At 55.9% G+C, this 17,573-nt stretch carries 21 protein-coding genes and 2 pseudogenes; 8 read left to right on the forward strand and 15 right to left on the reverse strand.

Annotation, left to right across the window (positions count from 1 at the left end; translation table 11 throughout):
- Positions 1–9 precede the first annotated feature (9 nt).
- The 3 genes from ABIB48_RS01975 to ABIB48_RS01985 all read right to left on the reverse strand — a co-directional run bounded on the left by ABIB48_RS01975 (position 10) and on the right by ABIB48_RS01985 (position 3,214).
- Positions 10–1,050, reverse strand: coding sequence for a tyrosine-type recombinase/integrase (locus ABIB48_RS01975; protein ID WP_354211641.1), 1,041 nt, complete (start codon positions 1,048–1,050; stop codon positions 10–12).
- Positions 1,047–1,787, reverse strand: coding sequence for a tyrosine-type recombinase/integrase (locus ABIB48_RS01980; protein ID WP_354211643.1), 741 nt, complete (start codon positions 1,785–1,787; stop codon positions 1,047–1,049). The genes ABIB48_RS01975 and ABIB48_RS01980 overlap by 4 nt, the downstream gene beginning before the upstream one ends.
- A 218-nt stretch (positions 1,788–2,005) precedes the next feature.
- Complete coding sequence (locus tag ABIB48_RS01985; RefSeq protein ID WP_354211645.1) at positions 2,006–3,214, reverse strand: site-specific integrase; 1,209 nt, start codon at positions 3,212–3,214, stop codon at positions 2,006–2,008.
- Between the two features lie 280 nt (positions 3,215–3,494).
- Here ABIB48_RS01985 and ABIB48_RS01990 point away from each other — a divergent pair, with 280 nt between their 5' ends.
- The 4 genes and pseudogenes from ABIB48_RS01990 to ABIB48_RS02005 all read left to right on the forward strand — a co-directional run.
- The gene (locus ABIB48_RS01990) at positions 3,495–3,893 is read left to right on the forward strand and encodes a hypothetical protein (RefSeq protein WP_354211647.1); all 399 of its coding nucleotides are present in this window, start codon (positions 3,495–3,497) and stop codon (positions 3,891–3,893) included.
- A 67-nt stretch (positions 3,894–3,960) separates the two neighbouring features.
- Positions 3,961–5,187, forward strand: coding sequence for an IS110 family RNA-guided transposase (locus tag ABIB48_RS01995; RefSeq protein WP_354211649.1), 1,227 nt, complete (start codon positions 3,961–3,963; stop codon positions 5,185–5,187).
- Between the two features lie 38 nt (positions 5,188–5,225).
- The gene (locus ABIB48_RS02000; RefSeq protein WP_354211651.1) at positions 5,226–5,522 is read left to right on the forward strand and encodes a transposase; all 297 of its coding nucleotides are present in this window, start codon (positions 5,226–5,228) and stop codon (positions 5,520–5,522) included.
- Positions 5,523–5,550: 28 nt separating this feature from the next.
- Positions 5,551–6,183 (forward strand): annotated as a pseudogene (locus ABIB48_RS02005) (IS3 family transposase); the annotation flags it as partial.
- A gap of 31 nt (positions 6,184–6,214) precedes the next feature.
- Here ABIB48_RS02005 and ABIB48_RS02010 read toward each other — a convergent pair.
- Positions 6,215–6,343 carry a hypothetical protein gene (locus tag ABIB48_RS02010; protein ID WP_354211653.1) on the reverse strand — a complete coding sequence of 43 codons (129 nt, stop codon included), beginning with the start codon at positions 6,341–6,343 and terminating at the stop codon, positions 6,215–6,217.
- Positions 6,344–6,603: 260 nt separating this feature from the next.
- On the opposite strand from ABIB48_RS02010, the gene ABIB48_RS18010 reads away from it, so the two are divergent.
- Positions 6,604–6,813, forward strand: a complete 210-nt coding sequence (locus tag ABIB48_RS18010) for an IS3 family transposase (RefSeq protein ID WP_502914085.1) — start codon at positions 6,604–6,606, stop codon at positions 6,811–6,813.
- Positions 6,814–7,023: 210 nt separating this feature from the next.
- Here the strand turns inward: ABIB48_RS18010 and ABIB48_RS02020 are convergent, their stop codons facing one another.
- From ABIB48_RS02020 to relB, 9 genes are all read right to left on the reverse strand, one after another.
- Complete coding sequence (locus ABIB48_RS02020; RefSeq protein WP_354211655.1) at positions 7,024–7,413, reverse strand: hypothetical protein; 390 nt, start codon at positions 7,411–7,413, stop codon at positions 7,024–7,026.
- A 307-nt stretch (positions 7,414–7,720) separates the two neighbouring features.
- A complete protein-coding gene (locus ABIB48_RS02025) occupies positions 7,721–8,491 on the reverse strand; it encodes a YfbU family protein (RefSeq protein WP_354211657.1) in 771 nt (256 codons plus the stop codon).
- Between the two features lie 294 nt (positions 8,492–8,785).
- Positions 8,786–9,256 carry a hypothetical protein gene (locus tag ABIB48_RS02030; protein ID WP_354211659.1) on the reverse strand — a complete coding sequence of 157 codons (471 nt, stop codon included), beginning with the start codon at positions 9,254–9,256 and terminating at the stop codon, positions 8,786–8,788.
- A 620-nt stretch (positions 9,257–9,876) separates the two neighbouring features.
- Positions 9,877–10,338, reverse strand: a complete 462-nt coding sequence (locus ABIB48_RS02035) for a DUF7919 family protein (protein ID WP_354211661.1) — start codon at positions 10,336–10,338, stop codon at positions 9,877–9,879.
- A 136-nt stretch (positions 10,339–10,474) separates the two neighbouring features.
- Positions 10,475–10,696, reverse strand: a complete 222-nt coding sequence (locus tag ABIB48_RS18015) for a hypothetical protein (RefSeq protein ID WP_440148722.1) — start codon at positions 10,694–10,696, stop codon at positions 10,475–10,477.
- A gap of 197 nt (positions 10,697–10,893) precedes the next feature.
- Complete coding sequence (locus tag ABIB48_RS02040) at positions 10,894–11,481, reverse strand: DinB family protein (RefSeq protein WP_354211663.1); 588 nt, start codon at positions 11,479–11,481, stop codon at positions 10,894–10,896.
- Positions 11,482–11,508: 27 nt separating this feature from the next.
- On the reverse strand, positions 11,509–11,658 hold the full coding sequence (locus tag ABIB48_RS02045) for a hypothetical protein (RefSeq protein ID WP_170120980.1): 150 nt from the start codon (positions 11,656–11,658) through the stop codon (positions 11,509–11,511).
- Positions 11,655–11,918 (reverse strand): type II toxin-antitoxin system RelE family toxin, encoded by a 264-nt coding sequence (locus ABIB48_RS02050; RefSeq protein WP_354211665.1) that lies wholly within the window; start codon positions 11,916–11,918, stop codon positions 11,655–11,657. The genes ABIB48_RS02045 and ABIB48_RS02050 overlap by 4 nt, the downstream gene beginning before the upstream one ends.
- Entirely contained in the window at positions 11,915–12,202 is a 288-nt protein-coding gene (gene relB, locus ABIB48_RS02055; protein WP_354211667.1) for a type II toxin-antitoxin system RelB family antitoxin, read from the reverse strand. The genes ABIB48_RS02050 and relB overlap by 4 nt, the downstream gene beginning before the upstream one ends.
- 269 nt (positions 12,203–12,471) lie before the next feature.
- Between relB and ABIB48_RS02060 the strand changes: the two genes are divergently transcribed.
- Both ABIB48_RS02060 and ABIB48_RS02065 read left to right on the forward strand, forming a co-directional pair.
- The gene (locus ABIB48_RS02060) at positions 12,472–12,918 is read left to right on the forward strand and encodes a Clp protease N-terminal domain-containing protein (protein ID WP_354211669.1); all 447 of its coding nucleotides are present in this window, start codon (positions 12,472–12,474) and stop codon (positions 12,916–12,918) included.
- A gap of 431 nt (positions 12,919–13,349) precedes the next feature.
- Entirely contained in the window at positions 13,350–13,577 is a 228-nt protein-coding gene (locus ABIB48_RS02065; protein ID WP_354211671.1) for a hypothetical protein, read from the forward strand.
- A gap of 620 nt (positions 13,578–14,197) precedes the next feature.
- Here the strand turns inward: ABIB48_RS02065 and ABIB48_RS02070 are convergent.
- Together ABIB48_RS02070 and ABIB48_RS02075 are read right to left on the reverse strand one after the other, a co-directional pair.
- Positions 14,198–16,591, reverse strand: a complete 2,394-nt coding sequence (locus tag ABIB48_RS02070) for a transglycosylase domain-containing protein (RefSeq protein WP_354211673.1) — start codon at positions 16,589–16,591, stop codon at positions 14,198–14,200.
- A gap of 185 nt (positions 16,592–16,776) precedes the next feature.
- Positions 16,777–17,073: an FMN-binding negative transcriptional regulator gene (locus ABIB48_RS02075; protein ID WP_354211675.1), complete on the reverse strand. Its 297-nt coding sequence runs from the start codon at positions 17,071–17,073 to the stop codon at positions 16,777–16,779.
- A gap of 57 nt (positions 17,074–17,130) precedes the next feature.
- On the opposite strand from ABIB48_RS02075, the pseudogene ABIB48_RS02080 reads away from it, so the two are divergent.
- Positions 17,131–17,337 (forward strand): annotated as a pseudogene (locus ABIB48_RS02080) (PLP-dependent aminotransferase family protein); the annotation flags it as partial.
- Positions 17,338–17,573: the final 236 nt, after the last annotated feature.

Here is a 17,573-nt window from a genome sequence, read left to right on the forward strand (position 1 = left end):
TTTCGGTGGTTACCGGAGGGTGTAGAGCTTTTGCAGGTTTTTCTCGCTGAGCCACTCCGCGGTGGCGTGGTTGATGCCGGGGGTGGCCGTGTTCATGGATTCGCGCATCATGTCCAGGGTGGCGAAGGCGTAGAAGGCCGAGGTGGTGCTCATGCTTTCGTGTCCGAGCAGTTGCATGATGATGGGCAATGGGATTCCTTGTTTGTAGAGGTCCATCGCTTTGGTCTTGCGGATCATGTGGCAGTGCAACGTGGCGGGGATCGATGGGCAGGACTCTCGGGCGATGTCTCCGGCCTTCTTGAGGATTGCTGAGAGGCTGTCTTCCGAGAGTCGGGTCGGTTCACCGAGATGGAGGCTGTAGAACAGCGGGCGCGTGGCGGGCAAGGACACCCACTGGGGATGAAATTCTTCGAGGTAGACCTGCAGGTGCTCGACCGTTGTGTCGCCCAGAGGAACGACGCGGCTTTTGCTCCCTTTGCCGGTCAGCGTGAGGTGGGCCGGTTTCGCCAACTTCAGGTTTCCCAAGGTCAGAGTGGTGAGCTCACTGACGCGTGCTGCGCTCTCGTAAAGAAGTATTAGCAGCATGCGGTTGCGCCGGGACTTTATGCTGGTGCCGTTGAAAGCAGCAAGGATCGCCATGGTCTCGTGCTGTTCAAGGTATTCGATGGGCCTTTTCGCCAGGGCAGGGGCTTTGAGAGCCTTTGCAGCCTGTTGGAGTGCCACCAAACGGAGGTCTTCCTGGGAGGCATACTGCAGGAACGCCTTGATGGCGGTCAGGCGCAGGTTCACCGTCTTTGGCTGATAACTCTTGGTTTCCCGCATCCAGATCAGCCACGCCTTGAGCAACCGTCGCTCGAAGTGATCAAAGCTGATGTCCTTGCTTTCGATATGCTGCTCACCAACAAGAAAGCTCACGAAGCATTCCAAGGAGATCCGGTACGCTTCAATGGTCTTGGGCGACAGGCCCCTAACTTTGGGCATGTAGTCATGCAAATAGTTGCGTGCGTAGCCCCAGAAATTCGGGGCATCGGTGCTCGTGTCTCGTTTCATTCGAATCCCACCTCGGGCAAAATTTCCTGGCTCCCACGGGTCAGATCGGCGTAGCCGTTCATGAAATCCGGGGATGTATGAACGTAGTAATAGGTGCTCTCCAGCGAGGCATGTCCCATATAGCGGGCCAGGTAGGGCAGCATGGTGTTCACATCAACACCTTCGGCCATCCACCTCTCGATGTTGCCATAGGCAAAGTGGTGTCGAAAGTCGTACGGTCTTGGCTGTTTACCTTCGGTGGTCCGCGGTAACCGGGCTTGGTCCCAGATCTTGTTGAACATGAAACCGATCATGCCTGCCGTCAGCGGCTCTGCAGTGGCGGAGGCGAAGAATGAGGTGCGTTCATTGTCCAAGGCCCGTTGCAACGCCTGATCACAGACCTCCAGGATGCCGCTGATCTCTCCGGTGACCGGAAGCCGACGGCTGCGGTTGCCCTTGGACCAGTGCACGTCAATGAATCCTTCAGCGAGGTTCACATCCTCGCGCTGGAGGCTGCGGACCTCGCCGGTGCGTAGCCCGCAGGAATGCATGAGCGCGAAGAACGCGGGCCCCTGCCATTTCCAAGGTGTGAGCGTTTTCAACCGGGCCGCGGAGGCAAAAAACCGGCTGATTTCCTCTTGCGTCAGCAGATACGGTTGCGGGCGGAGAAATTTGGCTTTCCACTGATCCGATAGCACGTAGGCGTTTTCGTTGCCGTTGAGTCTCTCCCATCGACCGAAGTCCCTGATGTAAGACATCCAGGATCGGCAGGAATGTGGCTGGCTCGCCTGCAGGGAAGTCACCCACCCCTCAACGGTTGACCGGTCGAAATTCTGCAGTCCATGATCCGTGCAGTAACGGTCAAAATTCTGCAAATGCCAGAGGCGGGATGTGCATTGGATGCCCATACTTTCCTTGAAAGCAAGGAATTGTTCGAGATCGGGTGCGAACACACTAGAGAATCTCGGCACGTTCATCAGAGCACTCCTTCCATCTCCGGGAGTGGCAGGACACACGCACGCATATGCTCGGTGTCTGTACTCAGATAAACATTGGTGGAATCGGGGTTCGAATGGCCCAGAACCGCCGATATCGTCGGCAATGGTGTTCCAGCACGCAGGAGTTTAGATGCCGCATTGTGGCGCAGCAGCCTTGTGCCGACCCGTGGGCGATCCACCCCAGCCGCCTTAAACACCCTTCTGATCACTGCATAGACACCAGCATGGTCAGCCAGCTGCGTATAGGGCGCCAGCAATCGTAAAAAGACATGTCCGTCCGCCGACTTAGGACGCTCATCGAGGACATATTCTGCAAGTTTCTCCGCGATCACGGGAGGTATCGGCAGCGTCAAAGGATTGCCGGTCTTTTGCTGGATAATCCCGATCGTCAGGGTCCGCCAGTCGATATCAGTCATGCGCAAGGCAACCAGATCACAAGCACGCAAACCGGTGACTAACGCCAGCAAGGTGATCGCTGCGTCCCGAGCAGGGATCTTCCCGCCCAGACAGGCCTGAACGGCGGCTTCCTCCTCATCGTTCCCCAGCACTGAAATGATGTCGTGGTGCCGTTTCGCCGCCACCATTTTCAGGGCATCGACTAGATCAGGACGTTGGATGAACTGCAGGAACGGGCGACAATTGATCACCGCAGCCCACATCGTGCCAGCCGCCCAGCGCGCCCGTAGCGATCCCAGAAATCCCAACACACTGGCACCCTCAGCATCCTGAAGCGACCTCACCCCGATACCTTCTAAGTACAGGAGATAGTCGAGGGCCATCCGGACATATCCGTTTTGTGTCTCTGCAGCCAATCCTCGCAGTTCGATTTCTTCGGACCAAGCACTCAAGAGTGTGGCAAACTCCTGGGATTGTGGAAGCCCACGACCTTGTCCGCGCTTTCTCACCGAAAGGTCCACCCGCCCGGTCAGAACATAGGAATCAAAGACTGTCACCAGCCGGTGATAGTCACGGCAACGCTGAACACTGAACTTCCCCGTCCGAGGGCTCGTCGTCAGCGCAGCGAATTCTGCACCCAAACCCGGCGTATATACGCCATTTTGCTCCCTGGAAAATAGCTCCAACCACCGGATCCACTTCCGGTAGTTGCCGATCGTCAGCGGCGCATACTCAGCCACCACCAATGCAGCAACAACCCGCTCACCAATTTCCCTGACCGTCGGTTCCATGACATTCCCCTTCCACTGGACCAATGGATAAGACGAACGTAACCCCGGAGAAAGTCGGAAACACTAAGCCGAGGAAAATACCCCAATTCCCCGCAGAACATGGCCCACAGCACGCTCCCTCGGCTTAGCGTTTTCCTCGGCATAATCGGAGCTAAGCCGAATTCGGCTTAGCAGCGACAACGGCAGTGAGTTCATTAACGAGCACTTGTTCAACTACTGCAAGGACCACAAGATCACGTTCACCAGGTCCCGGCCCTACAACAAAAATGATGGCGCCCATGTGGAGCAAAAGAACTGGGCCAGGGTCCGGGAACTCGTCGGCTACCTGCGCTATGACACCCCGGCGGAGCTGGCTAAACTCAACCAGATCTGGGAGCTCGACCGGTCCTTCACCAATTACCTGCTGCCCCAACAAAAGCTCGTCTCCAAGCAGCGCTACGGCGCCAAAGTCATCAAGCACTACGACGTGCCAGCGACCCCACACCAGCGGGCCATCAAAGACCCGACGGTCCGAAAGCGTCCGATCATCACCATGAACGCCGCCTTCAAGCGCATCAAGCCGGCCCATCTCCAACGCGAGATCCTCGCGCTGACCGGCGAGCTGGAAAAGCTCTCCCTAGCCAAGAAAATTCCGCCGACCAAACCACCTGTCAATACCTGGTGGAATAAAAGGCCCTAGCGGAGGTTTCTAAATGAGGCAACGACTCAGCTTCCCGGAGGTATTGCTATGAGGCAACAAGCAGGCCATGGCTCAGATTATCGCGGGTGTAGATACACATAAAGACACCCATTACGCGGCGGTGATCAGTTTGCACGGCGAGCACCTCAGCGCGGTGCAGTTCCCGGCAACGAAAGCGGGATATCAGGCACTGACAGCATTTATCACCTGCCAAGGAGAACTCCTGCGGGTAGGAATCGAGGGGACCAACTCCTACGGGGCAGGATTGACCCGTCATCTTCAAGCCCGAAATATTGAAGTCGTGGAAGTGATCCGCCCGGCCAAAGTGGTGCGCCGTATGAAGGGTAAATCCGATGCCATTGACGCCTACACTGCAGCGCACACTGCCTTGACCCATCAAGACGTCGTCACTCCGAAAACCAGTATCGGCACGGTAGAAGCCATCCGGGTCATCCATGCTGGGCGCAGATCAGCATTGAAGGCGCACGCTGAGGTTGTTACCCAGATCAAGAGTCTTCTCGTCACGGCTCCAGAGAAGGTTCGTGCCCAGTACCAGAGCCTTTCCACCAAGAAGCTCGTGGGCCAACTTGCCGCTTCCCATACTCATGTAAGGGCTGACTGTGTGGAAACGGCAACGCGTTCAACGCTGAAACGATTGGCGAAAAGGTATATCTACCTAGATGAGGAAATTACTATCTGCGAGGGTGAACTTCAGGCTCTCGTAGAGCAGGTAAACACGGCCCTGACCGCCGTAAGGGGAGTTTCCACAATCATTGCCAGCCAGCTGCTCATTACAGCCGGCGACAATCCTGAGCGGCTACACAGCGAGGCTGCTTTTGCGGCTCTCTGCGGCGTATCGCCGTTGCCGGCCTCCTCTGGACAAACGAACAGGTTTCGCCTCAATCGTGGCGGCGACAGGGCAGCGAACTCTGCCTTGTATCAAATCGCTTTGGTACGCATGGCCAGCGATCCAATGACGAAAATCTACGTTGCCAAGCGCACGGCCGACGGTAAGACGAAGAAGGAAATCTTGCGGTGCCTCAAACGTGCCATTGCCAGGGAAGTCTTTCACCTGCTCACCAACCCGCAACCGGTCCTCCATGGCAAAGACCTCCGAGCCTTCCGCCTCGAAATTGGGCTCACTCTCACTGCCGCGGCGCAGTTCCTGGACTGCGATCTCAACCGCCTATCCAGACTCGAACGAGGTATCACCAAAGACCAGAAACGAGCCCTTGAATACCAAAAGTGGCTCACTGATTATCAGCAGCTGCAAACACTGAAAACAGTCGCTTGACACCTATAGGAGCATCAGTCTTTGAAAGGATTGTTCCCATGTCTTCTCGACCAACCTATTCCGATGAGTTCAAAGCTGATGCCGTTGCCTTGGCTGAATCCTCTGGCCGACCATTAGCTCTTGTAGCTGCTGAACTCGGCATCTCCCTGACCGCACTCAAACGCTGGATCAAGCTCTCCCACGAGGGCCACGAAGGTGGCGGCCCTAAACCTGATTTACCCGTGGATGCCGCTAAATACAAGGCTATGGAAGTTCGAATGCGCGAGCTTGAAAGGGAGAATGAATTCTTAAAAAAAGTTTCAGCGTGTCTATCGCCAAAGAACAACGGTAGATGACCTCTATCGTCTTGTTCAGCAGCAGGAGAACGCTGGAGAAAAAGTAGCCTGGATGTGCCGGCAACTCGGTGTGCCACGCTCCTCGTACTACCGCTGGAAAGAAGCAACAGATACGCCCACAACCATTCGCCACCGGGAGCTGACCGATCAGGTGAAGACTGTCTTTGATTCCTCCGACGGGATCTTTGGCCACCGCATGGTCCACGCAAAACTCAACACAGCCGGTGTTGATATCTCCGTGGGAACGGTGGCCTCGATCATGGCAGAGAATGGCTGGGCAGCCAGACGAATGCGGGCTTTCAAACGCACCACCATCCCCTCAGACCCGGAGAAAGTCTTCAAAGACTTGATCGGCCGAGACTTCACCGCTGCAACCCCAGGCACCCGCCTAGTCGGCGACATCACCTACTTGCGCACCGGTGAGGGATGGCTGTACCTAGCCACCGTCATCGACCTATGCACCCGCATGATCGTTGGCTGGGCCATGGCAGATCACATGCGTGCCTCCCTGTGTGTCAGCGCGCTGACGATGGCCAGAGAACGCGGCCATCTACGTGCCGGCGCAATTTTTCATTCCGATTATGCCGAGGAATCCTTTAAACCGAGTGACGGCTCTGCGGACCTGTGTTTCCGCGAATTCACGTCTAGTTTCTCGGCTTAATGATTCGTGGATTATTGCTGTTGTCGAACTTTCATGTTTGGCAATGGTCAGGCCAGCCCTCGTGTGCGAAGCCGTCATGGGACGGGCGCGGCAGCCCATTTAGTGCTTGTTTCGCTTCGGTCAGCACGGGGACGGCGCTGAAGTCCGGGGTACTGCTCATACCTTTGTGATGGAGTCACTCCGTATGGGACGAAAGTGAGCCAGAATGTTAAGCCGAGGACTATATCCCTGATCACCGGAATGACGCGGTGAGGAGCTCGTCACTCGGTTTAACTGATTCCTCGGCATAATCGGAATTAAGCCGAATTCGGCTTAATTCCGATCATGGTGTGCAATACACCTCCCGTGAACTTGGATCCTGGTGCGCTGGCAACAGGATCCGCCAGTCCATGGGGGCCAAGGGCGTGTGTTGGGATTGCCGTGGCTGAGTCATTTTTCGCGTCCCTGAAGAACGAGTTCTATCACCACTACAGCTTTGACACCCGCCAAGAAGCCAGGCGGACCACCATGCGCTACATCGAGGTTTTCTACAACCGGTGGAGACCACACACCCACAATGACGGCCTACCGCCGGCAACGGCCATGGCCAACTTCACCACCCAAAACCAGAAACAACACCTCGCTGCCTAACCCAGAAAAAAACTAACCAACGTCCCAGATCCTTGACACACCTCACATATGCGGGCGAGAGGCGACGCTACGATCCAGCGGCAGGACTGACTTTCGTAGTTTCAGGAGTCGTACTAGGAGTACGCAATGGAAGTTGGGACTACCCCGGGTTTCGTTGACTTTCTCAAGAAAAGCCGGGTCAGTCCCTTACGTCCCCCGCAGAGAACCAAACTAACTGATGATATGGACTTCAATGTCGGCTTGGCGGTCTTCGCCCGTGTAGTTCAGGTACCCGCGGAGTTTTTGCGATGTCCCAAGTGCCTCGAGTGGGGCAGAAGGGAACGAAGTGTGTATTACCCGCGGGTCATGGCCAACCGGTACATAGTCCACGTTTTCTTGGCGAGCTGCGTTGTGGTCGAACACAAAGTTCGCGATGCAATCGCCGTCTAGGAACTTAGTGCCGAGTTGTCGAATTGTTTGGCCGTCTTGGCTGACACCATGGATGCCGATCAGGAAAGTGTCTAACTGCGGCACTGGACCGCTCAGTTCGTACTTTACGATGAAGGAACCATTGCCCGGGTACAGGGAAACAGAAGTAAGCAAGGGCACGGAGGTTGTCATGTTCACAGCATACTGTGGCTAGGCATGGTCCCTGCTTCGGTAAAGTCTTCCCTATGGTATATAAGGGAACGACTGGCGCACCGCTCGGTGGAGGAATTATCAACACGTGCAAACCAAAGCAGCGGCAAATCAACAGCTCTCCATGTCCTACATGCGGGCAGGGTAAAGGGAAGGCCTGTCAGGACAATCGGCCTGGGAAAGACTTGTGCCCTATGTCCAAGACGCACAGCAGTCAGGCAAAGACCGTTTAGTGATCGGCCCTGTCGGGACATGACCGAAACCATCTGACGAAGCCGAAGATAGCTTGTCAGTCCCTGGGGTACGACCAGGCACCGCGAATTATTTGGAGCTGTTCGACGGTGTAGGTGTAGTTGTTTGGGCCGCCACCTGACATTATCATTTTGTCCCAAAGAGGTTTCGATACTGACAACATTCGCTGGTAGGTGGCCAGCACTGGCATGTGGGAATTGCCTCGCTCATGCACGTCATCGAAGCGGTCAGCCAGTCGGGTCCACTTGCCATCATTGATGAGGTAGTGAGCGTAGGAGGCGAGTTTGCCTTCAAGTGGGTTGTTGAAGTCGAACCCGCGGAAGCGCAATGCGTAGGTATCGCCGAGTGAGGCGCGCCCCGCATCGGTCAGGCGCTCAACGCTGCGTTCAATGACATCGAACATGTCCAAGATGTCCCTCACCAGAGCGCTTTCCCTGGCCGTCATTTCAGGTTGGATCATTTGGAATGTTTTGTAGTACTCGGACGTGTAACCGCGAGTGAGCACTTCGACCATAGACAGGTGATAATCCTTCTCCCCTTCCGGCAATTTCGTAGTGTTAGCCAGGACCTCGTGCAGGAGCGCCAGCTGTCGGCGCTGGAAGGCCGACAAAGATTGGGGCGTTGTTGCATCTACAGGTCGGCCCTCATCGCGACCGATGGCTCGCGAAATCAGGTTCCGCAGCAGGTCGCTAGTGTTCAGTCCCTTTGCTTGTGCAAGCGCGTCGAACTCCTCGCGGATTTCATCATCAATCCGAATGTTCAGCTGTGCCATCATCTTCTCCTGTATCGCTATAGCGTTACGTATCACAGTAACACGCTATTTTGTTGGGAGCAATGTTTCATGGGGAGGGAAGTGTTCACCATCAGCTTTAGTCGACGTAATCTTTATTATCGGCGCAAAAACGATGGGATTTGCAGTGGATGCGAGAACTCCCATCAGGGGCTTAAATCCTCACAAACCACCAACTGCAGACTAACCGCTAACCGCCATGGATTCAAAGACACCGACTGCGTCATCACTGCTTTTTTCACAGCGTGAGAGGCGTTCTCGCCCAATAGGATGGTGATGAGATGCGCAAAGAAAATCTTGGGATTCAAGGATCTAAGACACGCCTTGGTAGAAAAATTTCATATCAACAATTCCGCCGCCACCACCAGCCAAAGCTGTGAGTATCTTTTCATCCTCTTGAATGGCAAACCATAATTTGTGGTTACCGAAAGACTCGTCTCCGGTTATTCTCACGACTGGGCTGCCCGCGTCATCAACTAAAACCCATGATCCCATAAGATTAATCGAATCGGTCCAAGAAAGTTTGGAAATGTCAGTCACGAGGGAATCAGAATGAAAGGCGTCGCTCGGAAGGTTTTCAATTTGTACAGTTCCGTTATCTTTAAAGATAAGAGTCGAGTGCTGGTCATCTGGTCCTTCGAGTTTCCAGGAACCGTAGATTTCCTTATCTTCAATATTAGAGGGCAAAGTTGGCTCGATTTCACATGACACAAGCGTTAGGCAGAGAATCATACTCAATAATAGAGCGAAAAATTTTGATAACGGCGCTACTCTTATTACCATGAAGTATTTTCCGTCCAGTTGAATTGTTGCTTATGTGGTGACATTGGGCCGGTATTCGGAGCGACTGAATCAAAAAATTTTCTCGTTCACGGTATCAATCCAAAAGCCGATCCTGCCGTCATAAAATTTTGGCCTTTGTATGTGAGTGTCGCAGTTCGACTCTTGTAGTCTATGTTGGTAGCACCAACTTCAAGAGCGTATGAACCGAGTGCGGGTCTGCCCAAGTTTTAGTTGACAGTTTGGGTTGCTATTTCGGTGACCGGTTGAGTGGTCTTGTTTATGGTCTCAAACTCGATCGGTGTTAGCTTGCCGAGTCGTCGTTGCCGTCTTAGCCGCCCCCTACACAAGCGTGGCCGTCATCCACCGAAAGCCGAAGGATGTCCGCATCCTGCCACCGGCGCCCCATCCACTACCGTGCACACTCGCCGAAACACCGCTCGAAAGACCCTGGCGAACCCCACAGGCCGCATAATCACGGCAGTTACATGGATAGCCAATTCCCTAATTTTGCGTAATCCGATAGTCACCGCCAGAACGAGCGCAACCAGCGCGACGAGGATCGCTGAGGCTGACCCGGCTCTTCGCTCGTCTCCTTGGAGCGTTCCATGCAACGCTCGCATTTACACGGGAAAAGATTCCAAGAGATCAGTTGGTGGACGGTAGTTATGTTCGCTGATGTAATGCAAAACAAGAGTGGGGGCCAGCCACACTCGTTGCTGACGATCGGTAACTTTCAAGCAAGCTGAACCCAGCTGAAGCTGGCCGCCGTGGAACGTCCGGTAGGCTATTGGACCAAAACTGCCTGAAGAAGCTGAACAATACTGGCACATATGAAAGCCCCTCGTGACGAAGACAGGATCCATTGCAGCCACTTCAAGAGCCTGGACAAAGGTTTCTGGAAAGAGCCCGGCCGTGTATTCAGATCCTGGTTCAAGCCAGCCAAAGGCAGTCCATTGACCAAAGGTGGCTGGAATACCGGCGAGTCCAACAAGTTCTTGATGTTTACTAGGACGCTTCACACGCCCTAACCACCCTTTAACTTGCGGCTCTCCTACCGTTGTTCCATCAGCGATATAGGGCAAAACTACTCCATTCATCAGTTGCTATGGGCTTGGGCTTGCAACATTTCGACAAGCAGCCAGTCGAAACTTCTACCATTTTTAACGAGCTCGGATACGCGTGTTGGAGTCTCAACTGTTACCGGGCCACCCACGATTTTCAGCCCTGCTGGCGGATACAGCAGGTAGTCAGGGACGATATCGCCGGGCCGGGCAACTTCTGCGGCGCGTTGTGTAAACGGCCAGCGAGGAGACAACTCGATTTTATTTCCAAGAGAATCAAAATTGACTCATTATGAGGTCCATAAAAACGAATCTTGGTTCCAGCTGGAACTGTCACTGTACTCAGGTCACCAGCGAGAATTCCACCGTACCCAGACAATACCTGTGGATTTTTCCCAGCCAGCGCTGCGATCCCATGACCGGCCGAGCTCCCTGCCCCACCGGTGAATAATCGGGGTCTGAGGATGAGTGGTACGGAAATTCACGCTAAGGGGGTTATGTCCGGGTCGGATCATCCTTGATGTGAACATGCCACGCTCGTAACGGGACCCTTCACCGGGATGGCTGATGCTTTGGCTATGCCCTGTCGGCTAGCTCTTTCATCCGCAGACGCTGCTCTTTCCACTGATCTGGCGTGAGGTCTGGAATGTTCGGCGCGGATGGGCGCAATCCGATGAAGCCGTCTAACTGCTCGTGCACGATATCCAAGTGTCCGGCATGACGGTGAGACTCGGCGATCATGTGCACCAGGAGGCGTTCCACCGTAGTGTGCCGATGCTTTATCCACCACGGCACAACGGCCGGGGAATCCAGTTCCAATTCGTCGAGTACTGCATCGGCTGCGGTGGTTGTCTCCCGATAGATCTTAACCGCATCGACAAGCGTCATATTAGGCGGAGGGAGGAAGTCTGCCTGAGCGTCCTCGGCTTCGATGACGCCCCGGATAACGGGGTCCTCAATTTCCCGTCCAAGACATGCAATGAAATATTCGGATTCGGTGACGGCCAGATGGAGCAGCAGGCCCATGACATGGGTGCCGGTTGGAGTCAAGGCAGTACGTGCTTGGGCATCACTCAAGCCCTCACATTTCCACAAGATCGCTTCGCGGGCATCGTTCAGAAATTCACGAAGCTGTGTCCCGCTGGCATTTTTATCAATTGGCATGAACTGAGTCTAATATTGCTGTCATTCTCAATACCCCTCAGCACAGCCCTCGCCTGTCAGGAGGGGAACCTTGAGCGGGACAAGATAGTGTCGGGCATCTGCAGCAGCTTCGATCCCCGCCAATTCAGCCCAACTTTGGCTACTGAGCGCCCCGTAAATCGGGAATCCCGTGTTCATCCATAAATACTGCTGCGATGATCAACATCAATCACCAAAACGACCAGACGCGCATCTTGCAGATCGCAGACAATTCGATAATCGCCGAAGCGATACCCCCACAGGCCGGACATCCCTCCAGTGAGGGCCTTGCCTCGGTCCCGGGGGTTTTCGAGTATGGTGATCGCTCGGAGCGCGGCACGAATAGGCCGGGCATTCTGGAGATCAGCTTTCCGAAACCACTTCGCCAGGTCGGGCGCTAGCTCGACCTCCCAGCTCACTGGATCTCATCCAAAATGCTGGCATCAACCAAGGCATCTTTTAGCCCAAGCTCGCCCTCTATCACGGCAAGAGGCGCAGATTGGACACGGCCCGATCGAAGATCCGCAGCACGAGCAATGATGCGCTGTTCCCATTCCAATTCCGAAAGGTTTCGCTCCAATACCTCGCGTACAACGTCGCCTAGGCTGCGCCGAGTTGCTTTGGCGAGCGCTTCAAGACGCTCACGCAGATCTTCAGGAAGCCGCACCGAGATGGGCCGGCCAAGAGGTGTTACAGTGCTCATGTAAACATTGTAAACGATGTTTACATTGACTAACAGTGCTCCTGCTCTTGCCTACCCGAGCAATGCTGCTGGCGAAAGATACTTCTGATTAATTTCTCGTTGCCCAAACGACACCTCGACTGTGTGTCCGCGACGCTGCCCGAAGGCGGAACCCTCAGCGGGAACGCCTGATACGGCTGCGGCTCGATTAGCGGCCGGGTCACAGGACATCCCCCTCCAAGGAGGTGCGCCCGTGGTGTCGTCGCGTCGCGAAGACTACGCTTTGGGGCATGACCGGTTCGAAGATGTCTCAGAACTACACCGACGGTGCCCAGCGGGCGGTGGTCATGGCGCAGGAAGAGTCAAGGGTCATGATGCATGACTCGTACATCGGTCCCGAGTATCTACTATTGGGGCTTTTGCACGCTTATCCAAACACGGTGCAGACGGCGCTGGGCGTCTGGCCGGACAAAATGCGTGATGCGATAATGAGTTTCGCCTCCTCTAGTCCGCCAGACACCTCAGAAGAGTTGCCGTTCACCCGCAAGTCTCTGGAGGCACTCAAGACCGCGCAGCGCAGCGCGCGGGAGCTTCATTCCGATCACGTCGGGACCAAGCACCTACTGTTCGGGGTGCTGAGTGTCCATAGCGACCGCCTGGATCGGGCACTGGTCGCTGCGGGTGTGGATCGAGACAGTGCACAAACGCGGGTAATGGCGGCACTTACGCAAGGGTGACCGGCTGGTCAGAACTGGGCAACAGGCAGCGATCCCCACCGCCCTATCCTCGCAAACACCCGTAAGGGGTCCATCCGGATAGGCATTTCGGAGTGTCCCGCAAGCCGGTCCGAGACTGACATGCGGATTCATCGGCGGGCTGGAGCTGAAGAGTCGCCCATGACAGTTCCCGGGCGGAACACACTCTAGATTCCGGCGGGGAACCCTGGAACTCAAGGGTTGTTTCTTAAACCGCCAAGCTACCAGCGAAGCGTGAATCGTGCATATCGCAGCTAAGGGCCGGGCGCGTAGACTGGATACCAGAAGTATTGGGTGGCTAATGACCAGCGATCATGGCAACACTGAGGTTGACGCACAAGGCAATCGTGCTCGAGGTTCGGCGCGCGCCATATGAGGTTGAACTCGACGGCGACGCAGCCGGGGCGGTCGCGATGAATGAGTCGATCGAGATACCGATCGCAGCTGGAGATCACACTGTGCGCATTCACAGTGGGCGTGACTCGAGTCGCACCGTGGCCTTCGCCGCAGTTGCGGGCGATACGGTCGCTTACCGGTGCACTGGCAAGAGGTTCCTGCCGCTCTTCCTGGCGTCCTTCAGTGATCCCGCATTGGCCCTGGTGCTCGTCCCAGAGCATGAGTATGAGGGCCACGAAGAGTAGCGGCAATACGGCGGCCATCTGAAGAACCTCCAGCGGGCTCAGGGACAGGAACGCTTTTTGGGCAGCAGCAGTCCTTTGCTAAGACGATCGTTTGAGATCCTGATTGTGGGATTTCTACCCATCACCAAGGATCTGATCCTCGGCCCTATCAGTGGTCACTTGGTTGTGACTAGGCACAATGCCCTCGCTCGTTGCCGTGTGTACCGCCCCGGCGCGTCCGGAAAGTTACTCAAACGGTTAGCCTGACGGGTGCATGACTCTGATGGTGATCAGGGTAGACAGTTTCCAGTTCTGCTGGGGGTGGCGCCGCCGCACTCGCTGATCCGGCGGTGATTGGGCCGGAAGGAGTCTATGACATCAGGCCTCACTCCCCCTGCTTCTCCAGTTCCTTAGTTCTGGAGAGGAGCGCCCATGCCCCATCATTCAACAAATCCACTTTTGGACTTATCAGCCAAAGACGCGCCCACGGGTCAACGCCGCCAGGAACGGCATGGGCAGATGCAGGCCATTGCAGCGTGGTAGCCGACCTCAGCGTAGTTTTCCCGTCTTCTGCGGCAGCGCCCCATCGTCAAGAATCTCGAGAAGGAACAGACTTGTCCCTCCCAGCTGTGCAGGGTGGATCAAGGCTGTGCAGCCGGTTTGCTGGGTTCAGCCGGCGCTGCCGGGGAAGAAGGCCCTGCTGGGACTGTGGGTTTCTCCGGCGTCGTTGGTTCGCTCGGGACGGACCCTTGCAGAGGATTGGCAGGTTGTAGTGGAGCCTGCTCGGTGCCAGGAACAGGCAACTGCACATCCCCTGGCTTGGGGTCGTTGACCCCTGCAACGTAGGGCGCAGTAGGTGCAATCATGCTGAAGGGAGGCGGGGTAAGAGGCTTTGGCCCATAGCCTTGCGTAGCAGCCGCGGCATTCATGACGGCGGCCCAGTTACTGCCAGCGAGTTGATTGCCGTCAATGTTGGGGTAGTAGATGCCGTTGATGGTGATGTTCTGGTTGATGTACTTATCGTCATTGCCCTGGTAGCTGCCAAACCAGGCCGCTGTGGAAACTCCGGAGTTCCCGCCCACGGTCCACGTCTGGATATTGCCATCCGTTGTGCCCGTCTTGGCGAAAGAGGAGTCCTTGTTGTTGAGCGGGATGGCGTAGCCGGAACCGTTGGTGAGCATATAGTTCAATGCGTGTGTGACACCGGCTGCCACCTCCGAGGTCATGGCTCGCTTGCAGTCGGCGCCCGGAACCGGATACTTTGTGCCGGCCGCATCTGTGACCGAGATCAGTGCGACAGGACTGCAGCGCACGCCGTCGTTGGCAAAGGTGGCAAACGCCGTCGCCATGTCAATGGGGGCCACATCGTGGGTGCCAATCAGTGCCGAGATCTCGGAGAGGTCGTACGGCTTGTTGGTGTGCCCGTCCTTAACCCCTGCGGCCGTGGCCATTTTCTGAATATTGCAAAAGTCTAGGGCCGTGGCGGTCTGGAAGGTGACCGTGTTGATGGAAATGGCCAGCCCAAGGTACGCCGTCATCGAATGGTAATCGTTGGGCCCGTCATTAGGGAGCAGGCTCTGACCAGGCACGGAAGGATCGTAAGAACCCGTGGTGGTGCCGCAGGAGTTCTTCCACGGATAGCCCACAGGGTATTCCTGCACGGCACCGTTGATGGAGGTCATCATGGAATGGCCGCTGTTGAGCCACTCAGCAAACACAAAGGGCTTGAACGTGGAACCAATGGCGAAGCCACCGGCACCGTGGAGCGGTTGGCCACTGGCGTCATTGACGGGTAAGGCAAAATTGCCCATGTAGTTACCCGGAGCGGCGGCCGGGTTGTAGACGGTGTTTTGGGCCATGGTGAGCACCTTGCCGGTGCCTGGCTGAACACTGACTACGGCGGCACCGCGCTGCAACGGATCGGCTGCGGAGATGGTGTTGTTAACTTGTTCCTGCGCCACCTTTTGCAGTGCCGGTTCCAGCGTGGTCTTGATGCTCAAACCGCCTTGATAGAGAAGCTTGGTGCGAGCCTCTTCCGTGGCACCAAACGTCTTGTCATTGAGGATGAGCTGTTGCACATAGTCACAGAAGTAGGGTGCCATGGTGGCGGCTGTACAGCCTTGGGCAGATCGTGTTATGTGCAGGGTCAATGGAGTCTTGACAGCCGCATCGTGGTCTTTTTGGCTGATTTTTCCCTGCACGAGCATCTTTCCCAGCACATCGTTACGGCGGTCAACCAGATGCTCCGGCTCGGTGATGGGATCGTAATAGCTGGGGTTGTTCACAACTCCCGCGAGTGCAGCAGCTTGGGGAAGAGTCAGGTTAGCCGCTGTGGAATTGAAGTACAGTTTGGCGGCGGCTTCAATGCCGTAGGCTCCATTGCCAAAATAAATGATATTCAGGTAGCCGGCCAGGATCTGGTCTTTTGACATGGTCTTTTCCAAGCTGATTGCCAGACGCATTTCATTGACCTTGTCGGCCATCGTCTTTTCCAGACCGAACTTGGCTTCGTCGGTTTTACCATCAGCCACGAGCTGTTCAATCAGCATGTTATTCACGTACTGCTGGGTGATGGTGGAAGCACCCTGACGGCCGCCGTTGACAGTGGCTACAAGCGCACGCAGGATGCCCGTGGGGTCCACTCCGCCATGTTCGTAGAATCGGGCATCCTCGATAGAGACAATGCCGTCTCTGATAAAGGGTGACATGGCCTTCAAATCAACGATCTGGCGATCTTGTGCATACAACGTGGCGATGGTTGAGCCGTCGGAAGCAAGAATGGTGGTTGCTTGGGGTGGGGCAGCCATATCCAGTGCTGCTGGAGCATTTGTAATGAAATCCTCTGCCCCGCGCATGGCCGTTGTGGCAATGGCTGCGCCCGGTACGAACATAACCGCGACCAATGTTCCTGCTAGAGCGCAGATGGCGAAGAAACGCCCCAACTGGGCCAAGGACCTCCCGGCACCCAGCTGCCCGGAGGGCACTCCGGATGGTTTCCTAGCGGGGCCTGGTTTCGATTGTGCGTCCTGGGCCATGGGCTTTCCCCTCGTTAGCTGCGGTGGCTCGTGCCGTTTCCTCTGCCGGACCATGGTTGGCAACCGACGGCATAGGCACTTTTCAGAGTGCACCTTAAAAATGGGAATTAGCTGAAAGCCCCCTGTCCGCAAATACCTGGCACTCCCGAGAAACAGGCTTATGGCGCTAATTTGGGGCAGTCCGGCTATTTCGTTATTCGAGCCCTGGATTGCCCAATTTGGGTGGCCATGTGGGCGTGACCGCAGCCTTTAAGCCCGGCTACGACTCCGGGAATGTCCGCCTCGGCGCGGTTTTGGCTGAGCTTCTTCTTCGCATCGACCCTAGTGATAATCAACTCGATGCCAACAATGGCTCGCAGCTGAGCTGTGATGAATTTCTTGGGCGCATCCTCAACGTTCCAAGGATGCTCTGATTCGGCTTCATTGACGGCGGTCAGTGCGCGGATGTGGTTGCCAAGCCAGACTGGATCCTCGTAGATCACAAGGTTGCTGTGTAGGTGAACGGTTGAATAGTTCCACGTTGGCACAACGCGTCCAGTGGGCTACACCTATGGCTACGCCTGCCAGACGGAAACAGCCTCGAACGGCTTGCCAGCGATTGTGAGAGAGCCGGAGTCATTAGTGCGCCCGGCGACGAGTGGTTCCCCGCCGAGCCCGCCGGCCCCTTCGTTCGCCTCAACTACTCAGGACCAAATCCCGGGGCCTATGCACAAGGCGCCCGCATCCTGGGCCAGGCCCTAAACCGCAATAGCCAAAAGCTGGGGTCTGGGCAGAACTGGAATAGGGCCATCCTTCACTTACAGAAATGCGTCCTGCAGACAGCAATGGTCCTTCTCCTCGGCTCACACCACCTTCGGGAGGAGATTCGAGCCCGCCTGGGGGCTTCTGGCGGCAAACGTAGTGACGGTGCCCCGATGGGCAGGAAAAACGCTCTTGGAATGTGGGTAATGGCGGCGGTGCGAGCCGCGGGGTCGTATGCTCG

It is taken from the genome of Arthrobacter sp. UYCu511, from assembly GCF_040547105.1.
GTDB classification, from domain to species: Bacteria; Actinomycetota; Actinomycetes; order Actinomycetales; family Micrococcaceae; genus Specibacter; species Specibacter psychrochitiniphilus.